Here is a 15,172-nt window from a genome sequence, read left to right as displayed (position 1 = left end):
ATCCGCGCTGTCGCGGTTTCCGCGCGGGCTCACCTGCAAGGTGAGCAAGAGCGTCGACGAGGAGCCGTTCCGCGTTCAGGAGCCGCTGAGCCGCATGCATCCGGTTGCGCTTGGAGCGCTGCCGCTTGCAGCCCCGGCACTCGGCGCCGGTCGCGTAGAAGGTGACGGCCGGCTCGCTACAGCCGCAGCTGGGGCAGATTCGGCTGACGCTGTTCTGCTCCACTGCGACCTCCCGTCGGAACGTTCTCTCTCGTTGTCCGAAGGTGCTCTGAGCAGGGGAAACCCTTCCGGGAGCCACCGGCCAGGAACGTTCTCGGCCCCATAAATGTAGCTGCATGCAGGGCAATGTAGCAACCTGTAGCGCAAGATCTCTTCCGCTAGTTGACGCAGCAGAGCGGAGCGCTAAGCATGATCAGCGACACACCCGACAGCAGGGAGCTGGTCACTGTGCGCGTAATCAGCGGAGAGCCGTGCCCGAGCAAGAGCTGCCCCAAGGTCATCGACCCGGAGGACGGCAGCGGCGACCTCATCGTCCAGGGCGCCATCACCGACGTGGAGACCGACGAAGGCGAGACCACCAGCCGCATCTCGGCCGCGTACCTCGCCGACGCCGTCGACGCCCTACGAGCAGCGGGGCGTCTGTGACCGAAGACGACCTCGACCGGCTCCTCGAGACCTTCACGGACAGCGCGCTTCGCATCGAGGCGAGGCAGCAGTACGTGAACGACGAGGACGCCGACGCGATCGCCGCCTGGAAGCCCGGCCGCCCCGCGCGGCCGGGCTTCTCGGTACGCACCTCCGAATGGGCCGCTCACCTCGCCCGCACTTCCCTCGACGGGAAGCGCTGGCAGCGGCTCCGGATCGTCGAACTACCAGTCACGCCTTACACGGCGTGGGAGGTGGCGGCGTACCAGGAATCGGCGGTGCTCGGCGAAGAGATACGGCTGCTCGTCGGCCCAAGCTCGCACGCCGAAGACCTGTGGATCTTCGACGGCGAGACCGACCACCCGGCCGTCGTTGTCGTGCACTACGACCCCGAAGGGCGCTACGTCGACGACCAGGTCGTCGCCGACAGCCGCCTGGTTCAGACCTACGTGCACGCGGCGGCCAGAGCGTGGGGGGAAGCCACGCCGCTCAACGACTTCATTGCCGCCATCGACACGCTGCCGCGCAGCGCGTAGCCACCCAACAAGGAGCGCCCACCGATGTCCCCACAACCGCAGACCCCGCGATGGCTCCCCCTCGGAACGGAGCTGAAGAAGCTCCGCACGCTCGCCGGCCTCTCTCATCGAGAGGTAGCCGAACGGACGGGACTGAGCAACGCGAGGGTCTCGCGCGTGGAAACGGGCCGTTCACTCCTGTCGCTTCCCGAGATCGAGCAGTGGGCCAAGGCAGTCGGCGCCGATGAGGCCGCTCGCGAGGTGCTGAGGAAGCTAGCCAATGAGGCTCACTCGGCAACGGTGGAGAACTTCAGTCTCGATCGTGCAGACGAGCAGGAGAAGGGCTACGCCGAGATCGAAGCATCGGCACGCCTGCTGGTCAGCATCACCCGCGGGGTTCCTGGACTTCTGCAGACCGCCGACTACATGGCGGCGATCACCCGCCTCGCCGACGACACCGACACTCGGGACATCCCGAGGAGCGTGGCCACGCGGACGGAGCGCAGCGCCATCCTCTTCAAGGGCGACAAAGAGTTCCGGCTCATGGCGAGCGAGGCGGATCTACGGGAACCGGTGCTCGGTCCGCGCGGCATGGCGGCTCAGTACGACCGGATCTCGCAGCTGTCCCAGCTCGAGGGCGTGAACGTCGGCATACTCCCGTTGGGTGGGGCGCCGGCGGGGCTGCTGATCAGCGACGCGAATCTGCTTCTTGACCGCAGCGACGGGGAGCCGTCGCTGGTACAGCTCGAGCACAGCTTCGGTGAAGCCTGGGTGAGCGACCCCGAGACCGTGGCGCGGTACGTTGCGCTCGCTGAGCGGGTATGGGCGTCGGCGCTCACCGGCGACGACGCACGCGCGCTTCTCGCCCGGTTGGCTCGTGAGGCGTTGGCCGCCGAGTAACCGTGTCGCCAGTTGGCGACAGCACGAAGCCCCCTACCGTCCCAGTTGGGACAGTAGGGGGCTTCGTCGTTGATCAGCGCTTGCGGAACTTCCCGCGGTAGCGGCTCGTCGCAGCTGAGCGGACCACCCGGCCGGTCCTTCCGAACTAGTCGGGGCTGTGACGTGCGTCAGGGCGACTCCGGCCGCCACACGCAGGCGTCGGATGTTGTCATCACGATAGAGTCTGCCAAATTCCCAAAAATACGACAATTATGGCCATAATTGCCACGCTAGTGGATATTAGGATATCCATCACAGTTAAGACACTGCGACGACTCTCCGGGGTGACGTGAGGAGTTCGCGCGCCACGTGCGGGAGGAGTAGACACGGGTTTGAGTTCCAGGGCGGCAGTGATGGCCGGTGCCGCGTAGACCAGGCCGAACGAGTACCGCACCCCCTTCCACAGCCGGGTCACCGGAAGCGCCTCGGCGCCACGCAGTACCTCGTAGAGCTCGCCCTCCCATTCTCGGACACGCTCCGCCCGCGTCGGCTGCGGAACCCGACGCGCGGCCAGCCGCAGCACCGCGAACGGCAGACGGTCCAGCCGGCCGCGTATCTCCTCGCTGAGCAAGTCCCCGAGCGCAGTGGTGCCCCCGAGAACGAATACGAACACGAGGACCGTCAGTGCGACCTTCACCCTCGTCCTCCCGCAGGCTTCGGCCAGCCTACGAACGGCGTCTTCGGCGCAAGTTGCTGGTGCAGTTCTGCCAGAGCCTGGCGCGCTGCGCGCACGCCGCCCGGCGTCAAGGTGTACTGCTTCCGCGGCGGCCTACCCTCTGCGGCCTTGTCGATGTCCTCGAAACTTCCTTCGATCCAACCTGCGGCTTCCAGACGGGCGAGGATCGGATACAGCTTTCCGCTCGCGAAACTGGTCAGCCCCATCAGCTCGTAGCCGTAGCGCGGTTCGGCGATGTCGTCGGTGAACACGCGCAGAACCGTCGCAACCGCGACGGTGACGCGAAGTTCGCCGACGACGGGCTCGGCCCGCGCCTCAGCCTTCTCATCGTCCATAAGTAGGGATCTTACATAGGGTCGACTCCCTGACGCACGCGAAGCCTCAGTCGGTCCCCCCGGCAGAAACAGCCCAGGCCGTCACTGGACTACCAGGGCTCGTCGTTTGCAGCTTTGGACGCGCAGCCGAGTCACGCTCTGGCGGCAGCCATCCGGGCAGCAGCCGGGCATCTCACGCCGGCCACTGATCCTCCCCACGGGCACGAACCTTGATCCCGTCGATGGCGTCCCATCGCAGGTAGGTGTAGTCGGTGCCCGTCTTATAGTTCTGGTAACCGCCTGGATTTTCCGTATAGGCGTCTTCGGGCGGCAATTCCAGCATGCGACCAGACGCCGTTCCGCTACGCAGGTAGTCGAGGATCTCGTCGATGGCCGCGACGGTCAGCGCGCCGGACCATGTCAAAGAGCCCGCGTAGATGGTGCACGACAGCGGGTTGGGTTTCCTCATTGCGCCATTGTGCCGATGCCGCAGTGGCAACGGTCAGGCCGGCGTCGAGTGGCGGCGCACGCAGAGCGCTCAGTCCGTCCTCGCGGCAGAAACAAGCCCCGGCGGTCACCGGACAACCGGGGCTCTGTCGTGCGGCCGTCAGCGACCGCCACAGCGCCTCAACGAGAGGCTACGAGCATCAACTCGGCTGGATCCCCGATCTGTATTGACTGCATGACCTCGCTAAGGGTGGTGGCTTTCGTCCATCCTCGCGCCTCGAAAGTCGTCCATCCGGAACTCCCCACGCGATCGGTCTCGCTGGTGAGCTGCGTCGTGAACACGTCCTGGTCACCGATAGCCGCAGCCAAGACCAGGGCATCATTCTCGTCGAACAGTTGCTCGGTGAACCAGCCAAGAGTGTCGGACGGGACTGCGCAAACGATTGAGACTTCTCCGGTCGGTGTGGCTAGAACGCTCATCATTGCGTGCCGCTGCTCAGTGCTCATCACCCGGGCGAGACGCCACGCAACCTCGAGACGGTCAGCTCGATAGCGATCCTCGGCTACGCGAATGAGGTACTCCCCACCCTCGGGAGTCACAAACCGACGCGTGGTGTGGACCTCAACAGGGCCCGCCGGAGCGCCGGCGAAGCGAAGAGCGCCCGGAAGATCCGCTCGTAGCTCACTCACGGTCTGTCGGCCCATCACGAACCCAGGAAGCTGGGGTGACTGGGCAGACCAGCCGTCGTCGCCCTCATCGGTCACAAGGAGGTGGATGGTTTCAGGCACGACTAGCCACCTCCTGCGCTTCCTCGAGGGTCAGTCCGACCTGCCTCACGAGAATAGTTCGCACAAGGGATGCGCCGACAGTGTCACCGTCATGGAACGAAAACGTGAGGTCAGGCCGACCAGGTGATCGCAGCCGTCGGTGAGACCCTGTGGTCCGAACAACTTCATAGCCAAGCTCGCGCTCCAGGAGGCGGCGTAGCTTGCGCGCGCTCAGGGCGGCGAAGCCTGGTGCCCTACCCACGATTGCTCCTTCGCGAGCGCGTATGACGGTGTGATCGGTGAACCGTATCGCGACATAGGTGCCACCTCCCTCTAAGCTGCGCCCGATAAACACGGGCCATACTGACTTTCGCGAGGTCGAAGTTCGTCCCGTGCTTCGGGAGCCAGGCCGGACCGAGCCCGACCGTGATCCGCTGGTCGGGCCAGCGCTGCCCGGAATGCAGCACCGCGGCCCGGACGCGATCGCGGGCCTGGACCACCGCCGCGTCCGGGAGCCCGGTGATCACCAGCCCGGGTAACCCCTGGGCCAGATGCGCCTCCACCTCGACGACCCGCCCGTGGACGCCGTGCAGGCCGACGGCGAGCGCCCGCGCGAACCCGGCCATCAGAACGCCCCGCGCAGGTGCTCGACGTGGGCGGCGCCGGCCTGCTGGGGCCGGACGCTCACCACGTCGAACCGCACGACGTCGGGATGGACCCCGGACGCGCGGATCCACTGCGCGGCCAGCCGCCGGAGACGGAGGACCTTGGCCGCCACCACCGCCTCGGCGGGGACGCCGTAGGCGTCGCTGCGCCTGGTCTTGACCTCGCAGAACACCAGCGTGTCACCGTCGCGGGCGACGATGTCGAGCTCGCCGTCGGAACAGCGCCAGTTCCGGTCGAGCACGACCAGACCGGCCTGCTGCAGGTGCCGGACGGCCACCCGCTCGCCGTACGCGCCGACGGCTTCTTTCGCCCCCATGGTCAGTGCCCTCCGATCGCCTGCGGACGGCGTTCAGAGTCGCCGCCCCGGCCGATCGAAAGAACCCAGAATCCGCGCCCTGGGGACAACCACACGGCCTGTGGATCACGGCACGCCACCCCGTGCGGTGGTACCGACCAGGAGAAACAGAACGGACTTATTACTCTTACAGACTATGACGGACGAATGGGTCTCGCTGGGCACCGTCGCCGGGGTGTGCCTGCTGGTCGCGGTGCTGGGCGCGGCGACCGCGATCGGAATCGCCCGCCGGGGCCATCGTCAGATCTCCGAGGTGATCACCGCGGGCCATCGGCAGGCCGTGCTGATGGCCCGGGAGGACGAACGCCGGGACGCCTACACCGGCGCACTCGAGTACGCGGACGCCGCCCGGCTGGAGTACGGCAAGGTCGGCCGGGGCGAGAACGCCGAGTTCCTGCCGCCGGACATCGAGCGGTCGGCACCGCTGCTGGCCGGGGTGTCGGCCCACGGCGGCCCGGAGGCCTCCAGGAGGCTGAGCGACCTGCTCATGCACGTCCCGACCGTGAACTACTACGCCGCACGGCTCTCCCGCGCGCCCCGCGACGCCGACCGCGAGCAGGAGTTCGTCGCCGCCCTGCTCAAGTTCGAGGAGCTGTACGAGTCGTTCGCCACGTACGCCCACGCCGACCTGGCGACTCCCCTGGAGATGCCGGCCGACTGAGCCGTCGCTAGCGCGCCGCGTCCGGCCTGCCGGCCAGCGGCGCCGACTGAGCCGCCGCTAGCGCGCCGCGTCCGGCCTGCCGGCCAGCGGCCACTCGGCCGTGTCGATGTCCTCGCCGCCGGGCCCGATGTCCGGCGTGTGCACCCCGTCCACCGGCTTCAGCGACTCGGACGTCCCGAGCGCGGCTTCCACCTCCGGCGCGGTGCCCGGCGGCACCCCGCCGGCGCCATCGGCCGAAGCGTCCACCGGATCGGCCTGCTCGACGGCCCCGGTGCGGGCTTCCGACGGCATGGTCGGCGGCGGGCCGTCCGCGTACGAGTTCTCGTCCATGGCCCTGCCGTACCCCGATCAGGAACCGAACGAACCGCCGCCCGGCAGCGAGATGTCGGGCTTGTCGAGCTCCTCGACGTTGACGTCCTTGAACGTCACGACCCGGACGTTCTTCACGAACCGAGCCGGCCGGTACATGTCCCAGACCCAGGCGTCGGACATCGCGACCTCGAAGTACACCTCGCCGTCGGCGTTGCGCACCTGCAGGTCGACCGAGTTCGCCAGGTAGAAGCGACGCTCGGTCTCCACGACGTAGGAGAACTGGCGGACGATGTCGCGGTACTCGCGATAGAGCTGCAGCTCCATCTCGGTCTCGTACTTCTCGAGATCCTCAGCGCTCATACTTCGTCCTCCACCAGACCATTGTGGCTCACCGCCACCGGCACCAGAGCGCCAGCCCCGCGTCCCACCGCTGCGACGTTCGCGTACGACATCCGGTGCTCGGGACACGGGCCGTGCAGCGCGAGCGCCTCCGCGTGCGACGCGGTCACGTAGCCCTTGTGCTGGGCGAAGTCATAACACGGATATGTCTCGTGCAACTCGGTCATGATCCGGTCCCGCGTCACCTTGGCCAGGACGCTCGCCGCGGCGATGCAGGCGGCCACCCGGTCGCCCTTCCAGACGGCCAGGCCGGGCAGCCCGAGCCCGGCGACGCTGAACCCGTCGGTGAGCATGTAGTCGGGCCGGACCGAGAGCTGTTCGACCGACCGGCGCATCGCGTCGATGTTGCTGCGGTGCAGGCCACGGCTGTCGACCTCGCCCGGGGGCACGACCACCACCGAGAACGCCTCGGCCCGCTTCAGGACCTCGTCGTAGACGCGCTCGCGGGCGGCCGGGGTCAGCAGCTTGGAGTCGGCCAGGCCCGGCACCTCACCGCGCGGCCCGGGCGGCAGGATCGCCGCGGCGACGACCAGCGGACCGGCGCAGGCGCCACGACCGGCCTCGTCGGCGCCGGCGACCCGGGCGAAACCGCGCCGGCGCAGCGTCCGTTCCAGCGCGTACAGACCGCCGTCGCGGCGGACGACGGCCCGCGGGGGCACGAGCACGGTCAGGCCTCCTTCTCGAGCCCGTCGAGCAGGTCGGCCTCGAGCCCGTCGAGCAGATCGGCAAGGTTCGGAGGGTAGACCGTCTCCGGGGTCGCCCGCAGTTCGGTGCTGGTCCACCAGCGCGCCTCGCCCATGAACTCACGCTCCCAGTCGGTCTGGGCGCCGCGATCGATCTCGAACTCGGCCCGCCGGAGCACGAAGTACTGCTGCCGCTGACGCTGGGTGCCGTTCGTCGTCGGGTAGGAGATCTCCTCCTCGAAGACCGGGCCTTCGAAGTCGGCCGGGTCCACGAGCAGGCCGGTCTCCTCCTGCAGTTCGCGGACCGCGCCCGTGCGGACGTCCTCGTCCGCTTCCAGACCCCCGCCGGGGGTGATCCACCAGGGGCCGTCTTCCGGCCGGTGTGCGCTGATGCAGCGGAACAGCAGAACCCGGCTGCCGTCGAGCACGAGAACTCGGGCTGCCCGCCGCGCGATCGCTTCGTCCATCGGCACCTGAGCCTAGTCCGTGTCCGGCAACTCGGTGCCGCCCCCGGCTCCGCCGGTGCCGCCCCCGGCTCCGTCCGAGGTCACCCGGCTCAGCACCAGACCGCGAACCCGGTGTCGATCGACGTCCCGGCGGCCAGCGCCGCCAGCCCCGACCCGACCCCGTCCGGGAACGTCCGCACCCGCTCCAACGCGGAGACCGGCACCCATTCGGCGGCGAGGAACGTGTCCTGTTCCTCCGGCGTGTAGTGCACCTCGGAGACCGGCTCGGGCGTTCCCGACGGCCGGGCCAGGTGGATCGCCTGCCTCGCCCAGCGCCGACGGCCCAGCCAGAGGTAGGTCATCTCGAGCTCCCAGACGGCCGGTCCCACGGTGGACGGCTCCAGGGCGACGCCGGTCTCCTCGCGCAGCTCGCGCAGTGCGGCCTCGACCGTGGTCTCGCCCGGGTCCACGCCGCCGCCCGGGACCTCCCACCACTCGCCCAGCTCCGGGTAGCCCGGATCCCGGGAGCGAACGAGCAGCAGTCGATCCTGCGGATCGAGAACGAGCAACCGCCCCGACAACCGCCACGGCCGCGCCGGCGCCCCGCCCGGCGGAGCGCTCCCGGCCGTCAGCGGCCGAGCGTCCTCATGCGGACGCCCGGCGACGGGCCGTTCCCGATCGAACGACTGCTCAGCCACCCGACGGAGCAGGAATCGCCTCGTACCCCTTCGGCACCGGAAGCGTCGCCATGTGCCCGAACGGCCAGAAAATCACGAACGCCCGCCCCACCACGGCGTCGACCGGGATCGTCCCCGACTGATAATCCGGGTGGAACCGCGAGTCGGCCGACGCCGACCGATGGTCCCCCAGCACGAACAACCGCCCGGTGGGCACCGTCACGTCGAACGGCTGCGACGACGGCACGTCGTCCTCGTACAGGTAGTCCTCGTTCAGCGGACGGCCGTTGATCGTGATCTTGCCGGACGCGTCACAGCACACGACCTTGTCGCCGCCGACCGCGACCACGCGCTTGATGTAGTCGTCCTTGCTCGGGCCGGCGTCCCACTGCTTCGGCGGCACGAACACGACGACCTCGCCCCGCCGCGGCTCGCGGAAGCGATAAACCATCTTGTTCACCAGCACCCGGTCGTTGATCAGGAGCGTGGTCTCCATCGATCCGGACGGGATGTAGAAGGTCTGTACCAGGAACGTCCGAACCAGCACGGCGACGATCACCGCGACGAGAAGAAGGATCGGCAGTTCGACCCAGAATGACCGCTGTTTCCGACGGGAGGTCTCGGGCATCACCTACGCAGCCTACGGTGTCGGAGCGAATCTGGGCGCAACAGCCACCTGGGGGCACGTCCGGCACCGACCGCCCCGAACGGCCCGAACAGCAGCGGGAAGACCAGCAAAGCCCCTGCTCCGGTGGGTCGAGGGGCCACTCGGCCAGGCTCACCCAGCGCAGTCGGAACATTGCTGAAAGTATCGGGAGTTTGCAGCAAACTCCAACGGGAGATCGGCCACGCGGTCGCGTAGGCCTGCCCGATCACCGCGTTGACCGGGATCGTCCCCCGCCACTGGTCGGACAGGTACACCCGCGAGTCCGCGGACGCGGCCCGGTGGTCGCCCATCATGAACAGCCGGCCCGCGGGCACCTTCACCGGCCCGAACTGACGCTCGTCGAGCGTGTTGTCCTCGAACACGTACGGCTCGACCAGCGAGACGCCGTTGACCTGGACCCGGCCGTTCTTGTCGCAGCACTGCACGGTGTCGCCGCCGACACCGATCACCCGCTTGACGAAGTCCTTCTCGTCCGGCGGTGCGGCTCCGACCAGCCCGCCGAGCATCCGCCCGGCCGTCGCCAGAGTGCCGGTGTTCGTGGGGACGGCGTTCTCCGGCACCCACGAGTCGGTGCCCCGGAACACCACGACCTCGCCCCGGCGCGGCTCACGCAGGTCGTAGACGAACTTGTTGACCAGCACCCGGTCGCTGACCAGCAGCGTCCGCTCCATCGAACCGGACGGAATGAAGAACGCCTGGACCACGAACGTCTTGATCACGGTCGCGAGCACGAACGCGATGATCAGCAGGAGCGGGATCTCCTGCCAGAGCGGCAGCGCCCGGCGACGGTTGCGGCTCGACGCCGCCCCCGCGTACGGCCGCGCTCCGGCGCGGTGGCGGCCACCGGCCCGATCGGCCGCCGACGACCCGCCTGACGACGACGAGGCCGACGAAGTGGGCCGCGGCTGGCCGTAAGTCTCCCGGTAATACGCCGAGTCGTCCTCGGGCCGATGAGACGGCTCCTGGTATCGCGGCGCGTACCCGTCGACCGGCGAGCGCGGAGCGTCCGCATACGGGTCGTAATACGGATCCGGACGCCGCCGGCCCCCGCCGGCCGGTCTGCCACCGGACGGCCGACCGTCCGGACGTCGGCCGTAGCGATCGTCCGGAAGGTGCTCAACGCCGCCCATTCTTCCCACACCCGAATCACGGCCCGAGGGGCCGTTGTGTTCACCGGCGACCGGTTCGCGGGCAGCGGGCACCGGACCACCGGGCCAGATCAAAGAACCCGACCCGTCACGACCCGCGGGGGTCGGACGAGACGGGTTCTGACGCTGACTACGCCCGAGCCGACGAGCCAGCTCGTCGAAATGATCGTCGGCCGCTCCGGAATCGGAGCGGCCGTACCGATCGGGCGTCGTCACGCCGCCGTATCGACGGAGTCAGCCGACTCAGGCTCCAGCCGTCTCGCGCTTCTCCTTGATCTTGGCGGCCTTGCCGCGCAGACCACGGAGGTAGTAGAGCTTGGCGCGCCGGACGTCACCCCTGGTGACGACCTCGATCTTCTCGATGACCGGGGTGTGCACCGGGAAGGTGCGCTCCACGCCGACACCGAAGCTGACCTTGCGGACCGTGAAGGTCTCGCGGGCGCCGGAACCCTGCCGCCGGATCACCGCACCCTGGAACACCTGGATACGGGACCGGTTGCCCTCGACGACCCGCACGTGCACCTTGAGGGTGTCGCCGGGCCGGAAGGCCGGGATGTCGGAACGCAGCGTCGCGGCGTCCAGTTCATCCAGGGTGTTCATCGCGGACTTCGCTTTCCTCGTCGTCAAAAGAATTCAGGCACGCTGAAACGCCGTAGACGTCAGCGGCAACTCTCCTACTGTGCCACATCTTTTGGAGTAACCGGAAACCCGGCTTGCTCCAGCACGGCACGATCCGCGTCATCCAGCGAAACCGCGCCCAGCAACTCCGGACGCCGTTGCGCCGTGCGCCGGAGCGACTCGTCCCGGCGCCAGCGGGCGATCCCCGCGTGGTGCCCGGACAGCAGCACCTCCGGCACCGGAAGACCCCGCCACACTTCCGGACGCGTGTAGGCCGGGCCCTCGAGCAGGCCGTCGGAGAACGAGTCCTGCTCGTGCGAGGCCGCGTTCCCCAGCACGCCGGGGAGCAGCCGCCCGATCGCCTCCACCATCACCAGTACCGCGACCTCACCGCCGGCCAGCACGTAGTCGCCGAGGCTGACCTCGTCGACCACCATCCGGTCGGCGGCATACGCGGCCACCCGCGAATCGATGCCCTCGTAGCGTCCGCAGGCGAACAGCAACCAGGGCTCGGCCGAGAGCTCGCGAGCCAACGCCTGGGTGAACGGACGGCCGGCGGGCGTCGGGACCACCAGCCGCGGCTGCGGCCCCCCGAGAGGAGCCAGCGCGTCCAGGGCCAGGCCCCACGGCTCCGGGCGCATCAGCATCCCGGGGCCGCCGCCGTACGGCGAGTCGTCCACCGTCCGGTGGACGTCCGACGTCCAGGTCCGCAGGTCGTGCACCCCGACCTCGATGAGGCCGCGCGAGACGGCCTTGCCGATCAACGACTCCCGCAGCGGGGCCAGGTACCCCGGGAAGATCGAAACGACGTCGATCTTCACAGCTCGAACAGCCCCTCCGGCGGGTCGATCACGACCCGGCCGCCGGGCACGTCGATGGTCGGCACCATCTCCCGGACGAACGGCACCAGCCGCTCGGCCCCGTCGACCGAGAGCACGAGGATCTCGCCCGCGGCGCTGTGCACCACGTCCACGACCGATCCGAGAGCAGCGCCCGACACGGTGAAGGCGGAAAGCCCCACCAGTTCGTAGTCGTGGAACTCGTCCGGATCGTCCGACGGGGGCAGGTCGTCGGAATCGACGACCAGCAGTACGCCCCTCAGCCGCTCGCCGGCGTTCCGGTCGTCGAACCCGGAGAAGTGCACCACGAGCTTGCCGGAGTGCCACCGGGCGTCCGAGACCGTCAGCGGACCGGCGTCGGCGGGGTCGGTGGCCAGCACCGACCCCTCCGCGAACCGATCATCCGGATCGTCGGTACGGACCTCGACGAACACGTCGCCGCGGATGCCGTGGGCACGACCGACCCGCCCCACCACCAGCTGCATGGGTCAGCGCAGGTCGGTCTCGACCACGTCGACCCGCACCCCGCGGCCACCGATACCGGCGACCACCTGGCGCAGAGCCTTCGCGGTACGGCCGTTGCGGCCGATCACCTTGCCGAGATCCTCCGGGTGGACCCGAACCTCGAGCACCTTGCCCCGGCGCCCGTGCACCAGGTCGACCCGGACGTCGTCCGGGTTGTCGACGATGCCCCGGACGAGGTGTTCCAGCGCTGCGGGCAGGACCACGTCAGGACTCCGCAGGAGCCGCTGCGTCGTCGGCGTCCGCCTTCTTGGCGGCCTTCTTCTTCGGGGTGGTCGCGTCGGCGACGGGGGCACCGTCGGCCGCGGCACGGGCCACCTCGTTGAAGATCTCCTTCTTGTCGGCCTTCGGCGCCGCGACCTTCATCGGCGGCGGGGCGGCCTCGCCCTTGTGCTTCTGCCAGTCGCCGGTGACCCGGAGGATCGCCGCGACGGCCTCGGTCGGCTGCGCGCCGACGCCGAGCCAGTACTGCGCCCGGTCGGAGTCGACCTCGATGAAGCTCGGGTCTTCCTTCGGGTGGTACTTACCGATCGTCTCGATGACCCGTCCGTCGCGCTTGGTGCGGGCGTCGGCGACGACGATGCGGTAGTGCGGCGCGCGGATCTTTCCGAGGCGCAGCAACTTGATCTTGGTGGCCACTGGTGTGGATGCTCCTGGGTTTCAGTACGGGATGGGCCGCCGACGCCACGTGGGGACTATGGTGCGCCGACCCGGCGGACCGAACACCGTGAGTTGGGATAGAGGGCCCACACGATGGTCAGTTCAGCCGCCTATTCTGCCAGATCCGCGGCCGATGCTCCGAATCGGCCTTCGGCCGACGTCGAGACCACTGGATGGTCCCAGTCGGCCGGGAGCTGCGGGCGCGGCCAGGCCGGGTCCGGCCGGAAATCGGTCCAGCGGCCGTCGAACGGCGGGCGGCCCGCGGTGGCCGCGTCGATCGCCGCCGACGCCTCCAGCCGGGTCCGCTCGGCGACGCGCGCCGACAGGTCCCCGGCCGCCACCGCCGCCTCCAGCTCGTCCTCGTCCTTCAGGACGCACGACCGGTCCGGGGCGACGACGACGTCCAGCTCCAGGTCGTCCGAGTCGAAGCCGCCCGACCAGCGAACCGGAGGCGTCTCGACGTTCACGTACCAGTTCCGGAACCGGCCGGCGCCGTCGAAGAACCAGTACACGGTGTGCCAGGGTTCGCCCGGCGGGATCCACTCGAGCACGCTGGTACCGCTCCAGACGCCCGGCCCGGTGTGCCAGGGCCGGGTGAAGCGCTCCTCCAGCGGCACGTCACGCACCGGGCGTCCGTCGGCGAACAGCGAGGTCCGCGTCGGCGTGTCCCGGGGCAGCCAGAGCAGCACGCCGTCGGCGTCGTCGGAGACGACCAGGCACGGCCGGACCGCCTGGATCAGGCCACCCCGGCAGTGCCGGACCAGCGCGGTCCGGCCCGGCTCGAACGGCATCAGTACGACCGGCCGACGACCGCGACCACGTCTGCTTCGGTGTCCGACTCCGGCACCGACCCGTCCGCGCGGATCAGGCACCGGACCGTGATCGCCTCCTGGGCCAGCCGGGCCTCGCCGCCCTCGGCGAGCGTCGCCCAGGGGATACGCGCCCACCCGGTGGCGGCCGCGTCGATCGCGTCCTCGACCGTCGTCACGTCCGCGGTCCGGTCCTCGCGGCGCGCGAGCGCCTCGTCGTAGAGGGCCTGCTGGTCTTCGACCAGCGCCGCCGTGACCGCGGTCGCGGTCGCCCCCACCGCCGTCGGGGTCTTCGTCCCCGGGATCCGCCGGACCAGGGTCACGTTCCCTTCCGCCAGGTCGCGCGGACCGACCTCCACCCGAATGGGGACGCCCTTGAGCTCGGCGTCGACGGCGCGCCGACCGAACGGGGTGTCGGTCCGGTCGTCCAGAGCGACGCGGACGCCCGCCCCGCGCAACTCGGCGACGAGCTTGGCCGACGCCTCACCGACGCCCTCGCCGTCCTTCACCACCATGACGACGGCCTGGGTCGGGGCGAGCCGGGGCGGCAGCCGCAGCCCGTTGTCGTCGCCGTGGCCCATGATCAGCCCGCCGACCATGCGGGTGGACGTACCCCAGGACGTCTGCCAGACGTACTCGCGCTGGCCCTCGGCGGACAAGTACTGCACGTCGAACGCCTTGGCGAAGTTCTGGCCGAGCTCGTGACTGGTGCCCATCTGGAGGGCCTTGCCGTCGCGCATCATGCCTTCGAGCGTCATCGTGTTGATCGCGCCGGCGAACCGCTCGCGGGCCGTCTTCCGGCCGACGACGACCGGCATCGCGAGGACGTTGACCATGAAGTCCTCGTACGCGCCGTGCAGGATCCCGCGGGCGTAGGCGCGGGCGTCGTCCTGGGTCGCGTGGCAGGTGTGGCCCTCCTGCCAGAGGAACTCGGTCGTGCGCAGGAACACCCGGGGGCGCATCTCCCAGCGCACGACGTTCGCCCACGCGTTCACCAGCAGCGGCAGGTCGCGGTACGACTGGACCCACTTCGAGAACGACGCGTTGATGATCGTCTCGGAGGTGGGGCGGACGACGACCGGTTCCTCGAGCTGCTTGCCGCCGGCGTGGGTGACGACCGCGAGCTCGGGGCTGAAGCCCTCGACGTGCTCGGCCTCCTTGCGGAGGTAGGACTCCGGGATGAAGAGCGGGAAGTACGCGTTCTGGGCGCCGGCCGCCTTGATGCGGTCGTCCATCTCGCGCTGCATCCGTTCCCACAGCGCGTACCCGGTCGGTCGGATCACCATCGTGCCGCGGACCGGCCCGTTGTCGGCCAACTCGGCCTTCGCGATCACGTCCTGGTACCACCGGGGAAAGTCCTCACCCTGCGGGGTGAGAACAGGAGCCTTGGCCATGGGCATGCATCT

Annotated in this window: 24 protein-coding genes and 1 pseudogene; 4 read left to right on the top strand and 21 right to left on the bottom strand. The window is 69.3% G+C overall.

Going from position 1 to position 15,172, the window contains the following annotated elements; all coding sequences use genetic code 11:
- Positions 1–408 precede the first annotated feature (408 nt).
- Genes FL583_RS15440 through FL583_RS15430 form a run of 3 tightly spaced genes read left to right on the top strand, consistent with a single transcriptional unit; the run spans position 409 to position 2,060 of the window.
- A complete protein-coding gene (locus tag FL583_RS15440) occupies positions 409–645 on the top strand; it encodes a hypothetical protein (protein ID WP_142705316.1) in 237 nt (78 codons plus the stop codon).
- Positions 642–1,181 carry a DUF6879 family protein gene (locus tag FL583_RS15435; protein ID WP_142705315.1) on the top strand — a complete coding sequence of 180 codons (540 nt, stop codon included), beginning with the start codon at positions 642–644 and terminating at the stop codon, positions 1,179–1,181. The genes FL583_RS15440 and FL583_RS15435 overlap by 4 nt, the downstream gene beginning before the upstream one ends.
- Positions 1,182–1,205: 24 nt before the next feature.
- On the top strand, positions 1,206–2,060 hold the full coding sequence (locus FL583_RS15430) for a helix-turn-helix domain-containing protein (RefSeq protein WP_142705314.1): 855 nt from the start codon (positions 1,206–1,208) through the stop codon (positions 2,058–2,060).
- Between the two features lie 211 nt (positions 2,061–2,271).
- On the opposite strand, the gene FL583_RS15425 is transcribed toward FL583_RS15430, so the two are convergent.
- The 7 genes and pseudogenes from FL583_RS15425 to FL583_RS15395 all read right to left on the bottom strand — a co-directional run bounded on the left by FL583_RS15425 (position 2,272) and on the right by FL583_RS15395 (position 5,286).
- The gene (locus tag FL583_RS15425; RefSeq protein ID WP_142705313.1) at positions 2,272–2,736 is read right to left on the bottom strand and encodes a hypothetical protein; all 465 of its coding nucleotides are present in this window, start codon (positions 2,734–2,736) and stop codon (positions 2,272–2,274) included.
- Positions 2,733–3,110 (bottom strand): PadR family transcriptional regulator, encoded by a 378-nt coding sequence (locus FL583_RS15420; RefSeq protein ID WP_142705312.1) that lies wholly within the window; start codon positions 3,108–3,110, stop codon positions 2,733–2,735. Before FL583_RS15420 ends, FL583_RS15425 begins: the two co-directional genes overlap by 4 nt.
- A 172-nt stretch (positions 3,111–3,282) precedes the next feature.
- Positions 3,283–3,558, bottom strand: coding sequence for a hypothetical protein (locus tag FL583_RS15415; RefSeq protein ID WP_142705311.1), 276 nt, complete (start codon positions 3,556–3,558; stop codon positions 3,283–3,285).
- Between the two features lie 158 nt (positions 3,559–3,716).
- Complete coding sequence (locus tag FL583_RS15410; protein WP_142705310.1) at positions 3,717–4,325, bottom strand: hypothetical protein; 609 nt, start codon at positions 4,323–4,325, stop codon at positions 3,717–3,719.
- Positions 4,318–4,566, bottom strand: a complete 249-nt coding sequence (locus FL583_RS42920; RefSeq protein ID WP_142705309.1) for a type II toxin-antitoxin system HicA family toxin — start codon at positions 4,564–4,566, stop codon at positions 4,318–4,320. Before FL583_RS42920 ends, FL583_RS15410 begins: the two co-directional genes overlap by 8 nt.
- A 109-nt stretch (positions 4,567–4,675) precedes the next feature.
- Positions 4,676–4,930 (bottom strand): annotated as a pseudogene (locus tag FL583_RS15400) (magnesium chelatase domain-containing protein); the annotation flags it as partial.
- Positions 4,930–5,286: a YraN family protein gene (locus FL583_RS15395; protein ID WP_142705307.1), complete on the bottom strand. Its 357-nt coding sequence runs from the start codon at positions 5,284–5,286 to the stop codon at positions 4,930–4,932. The gene FL583_RS15395 and the pseudogene FL583_RS15400, both read right to left, overlap by 1 nt.
- Before the next feature lie 175 nt (positions 5,287–5,461).
- Between FL583_RS15395 and FL583_RS15390 the strand changes: the two genes are divergently transcribed.
- Positions 5,462–5,986, top strand: coding sequence for a hypothetical protein (locus FL583_RS15390; protein WP_142705306.1), 525 nt, complete (start codon positions 5,462–5,464; stop codon positions 5,984–5,986).
- A 57-nt stretch (positions 5,987–6,043) separates the two neighbouring features.
- On the opposite strand, the gene FL583_RS15385 is transcribed toward FL583_RS15390, so the two are convergent.
- The 14 genes from FL583_RS15385 to proS form a co-directional block, all read right to left on the bottom strand.
- Positions 6,044–6,316: a hypothetical protein gene (locus FL583_RS15385; protein ID WP_142705305.1), complete on the bottom strand. Its 273-nt coding sequence runs from the start codon at positions 6,314–6,316 to the stop codon at positions 6,044–6,046.
- Positions 6,317–6,334: 18 nt separating this feature from the next.
- Positions 6,335–6,658 (bottom strand): DUF2469 domain-containing protein, encoded by a 324-nt coding sequence (locus tag FL583_RS15380; RefSeq protein WP_142705304.1) that lies wholly within the window; start codon positions 6,656–6,658, stop codon positions 6,335–6,337.
- Positions 6,655–7,362 carry a ribonuclease HII gene (locus tag FL583_RS15375; RefSeq protein WP_142705303.1) on the bottom strand — a complete coding sequence of 236 codons (708 nt, stop codon included), beginning with the start codon at positions 7,360–7,362 and terminating at the stop codon, positions 6,655–6,657. The genes FL583_RS15380 and FL583_RS15375 overlap by 4 nt, the downstream gene beginning before the upstream one ends.
- 2 nt (positions 7,363–7,364) lie before the next feature.
- Positions 7,365–7,847: an NUDIX hydrolase gene (locus FL583_RS15370; RefSeq protein ID WP_142705302.1), complete on the bottom strand. Its 483-nt coding sequence runs from the start codon at positions 7,845–7,847 to the stop codon at positions 7,365–7,367.
- A gap of 89 nt (positions 7,848–7,936) precedes the next feature.
- Positions 7,937–8,524 (bottom strand): NUDIX domain-containing protein, encoded by a 588-nt coding sequence (locus FL583_RS15365; protein WP_170323657.1) that lies wholly within the window; start codon positions 8,522–8,524, stop codon positions 7,937–7,939.
- Complete coding sequence (gene lepB / locus FL583_RS15360; protein ID WP_142705300.1) at positions 8,517–9,134, bottom strand: signal peptidase I; 618 nt, start codon at positions 9,132–9,134, stop codon at positions 8,517–8,519. The genes FL583_RS15365 and lepB (FL583_RS15360) overlap by 8 nt, the downstream gene beginning before the upstream one ends.
- Complete coding sequence (gene lepB, locus FL583_RS15355) at positions 9,131–10,300, bottom strand: signal peptidase I (RefSeq protein ID WP_142705299.1); 1,170 nt, start codon at positions 10,298–10,300, stop codon at positions 9,131–9,133. Before lepB (FL583_RS15355) ends, lepB (FL583_RS15360) begins: the two co-directional genes overlap by 4 nt.
- A 261-nt stretch (positions 10,301–10,561) precedes the next feature.
- Complete coding sequence (gene rplS, locus FL583_RS15350; protein WP_142705298.1) at positions 10,562–10,918, bottom strand: 50S ribosomal protein L19; 357 nt, start codon at positions 10,916–10,918, stop codon at positions 10,562–10,564.
- Between the two features lie 74 nt (positions 10,919–10,992).
- Entirely contained in the window at positions 10,993–11,757 is a 765-nt protein-coding gene (gene trmD / locus FL583_RS15345; protein WP_142705297.1) for a tRNA (guanosine(37)-N1)-methyltransferase TrmD, read from the bottom strand.
- Positions 11,754–12,260 (bottom strand): ribosome maturation factor RimM, encoded by a 507-nt coding sequence (gene rimM / locus FL583_RS15340; protein ID WP_142705296.1) that lies wholly within the window; start codon positions 12,258–12,260, stop codon positions 11,754–11,756. The genes trmD and rimM overlap by 4 nt, the downstream gene beginning before the upstream one ends.
- 3 nt (positions 12,261–12,263) lie before the next feature.
- Positions 12,264–12,503: an RNA-binding protein gene (locus FL583_RS15335; protein ID WP_170323656.1), complete on the bottom strand. Its 240-nt coding sequence runs from the start codon at positions 12,501–12,503 to the stop codon at positions 12,264–12,266.
- A 1-nt stretch (position 12,504) separates the two neighbouring features.
- Entirely contained in the window at positions 12,505–12,936 is a 432-nt protein-coding gene (gene rpsP, locus FL583_RS15330) for a 30S ribosomal protein S16 (RefSeq protein WP_142705295.1), read from the bottom strand.
- A 131-nt stretch (positions 12,937–13,067) separates the two neighbouring features.
- Complete coding sequence (locus FL583_RS15325; protein ID WP_142705294.1) at positions 13,068–13,748, bottom strand: ribonuclease FAU-1 family protein; 681 nt, start codon at positions 13,746–13,748, stop codon at positions 13,068–13,070.
- Positions 13,748–15,160 carry a proline--tRNA ligase gene (gene proS / locus FL583_RS15320; protein WP_142705293.1) on the bottom strand — a complete coding sequence of 471 codons (1,413 nt, stop codon included), beginning with the start codon at positions 15,158–15,160 and terminating at the stop codon, positions 13,748–13,750. Before proS ends, FL583_RS15325 begins: the two co-directional genes overlap by 1 nt.
- Positions 15,161–15,172 lie beyond the last annotated feature (12 nt).

Origin of the sequence: Cryptosporangium phraense, from assembly GCF_006912135.1 — a bacterium.
In the GTDB taxonomy this organism is placed as follows: domain Bacteria; phylum Actinomycetota; class Actinomycetes; order Mycobacteriales; family Cryptosporangiaceae; genus Cryptosporangium; species Cryptosporangium phraense.
Note: the sequence above shows the minus strand (reverse complement) of the source record. Positions and strands in the feature narration are given on the sequence as shown.

Bases quoted from the DNA above. Each gene is read 5' to 3' on its own strand.
- FL583_RS15440 (WP_142705316.1), top strand. From the start codon at position 409: ATGATCAGCGACACACCCGACAGCAGGGAGCTGGTCACTGTGCGCGTA.
- FL583_RS15325 (WP_142705294.1), bottom strand. From the start codon at position 13,748: ATGCCGTTCGAGCCGGGCCGGACCGCGCTGGTCCGGCACTGCCGGGGT.
- FL583_RS15430 (WP_142705314.1), top strand. From the start codon at position 1,206: ATGTCCCCACAACCGCAGACCCCGCGATGGCTCCCCCTCGGAACGGAG.
- FL583_RS15390 (WP_142705306.1), top strand. From the start codon at position 5,462: ATGACGGACGAATGGGTCTCGCTGGGCACCGTCGCCGGGGTGTGCCTG.
- FL583_RS15395 (WP_142705307.1), bottom strand. From the start codon at position 5,286: ATGGGGGCGAAAGAAGCCGTCGGCGCGTACGGCGAGCGGGTGGCCGTC.
- rimM (WP_142705296.1), bottom strand. From the start codon at position 12,260: ATGCAGCTGGTGGTGGGGCGGGTCGGTCGTGCCCACGGCATCCGCGGC.
- lepB (WP_142705299.1), bottom strand. From the start codon at position 10,300: ATGGGCGGCGTTGAGCACCTTCCGGACGATCGCTACGGCCGACGTCCG.
- FL583_RS15415 (WP_142705311.1), bottom strand. From the start codon at position 3,558: ATGAGGAAACCCAACCCGCTGTCGTGCACCATCTACGCGGGCTCTTTG.
- FL583_RS15420 (WP_142705312.1), bottom strand. From the start codon at position 3,110: ATGGACGATGAGAAGGCTGAGGCGCGGGCCGAGCCCGTCGTCGGCGAA.
- FL583_RS15380 (WP_142705304.1), bottom strand. From the start codon at position 6,658: ATGAGCGCTGAGGATCTCGAGAAGTACGAGACCGAGATGGAGCTGCAG.
- FL583_RS15385 (WP_142705305.1), bottom strand. From the start codon at position 6,316: ATGGACGAGAACTCGTACGCGGACGGCCCGCCGCCGACCATGCCGTCG.
- proS (WP_142705293.1), bottom strand. From the start codon at position 15,160: ATGGCCAAGGCTCCTGTTCTCACCCCGCAGGGTGAGGACTTTCCCCGG.
- FL583_RS15370 (WP_142705302.1), bottom strand. From the start codon at position 7,847: ATGGACGAAGCGATCGCGCGGCGGGCAGCCCGAGTTCTCGTGCTCGAC.
- rplS (WP_142705298.1), bottom strand. From the start codon at position 10,918: ATGAACACCCTGGATGAACTGGACGCCGCGACGCTGCGTTCCGACATC.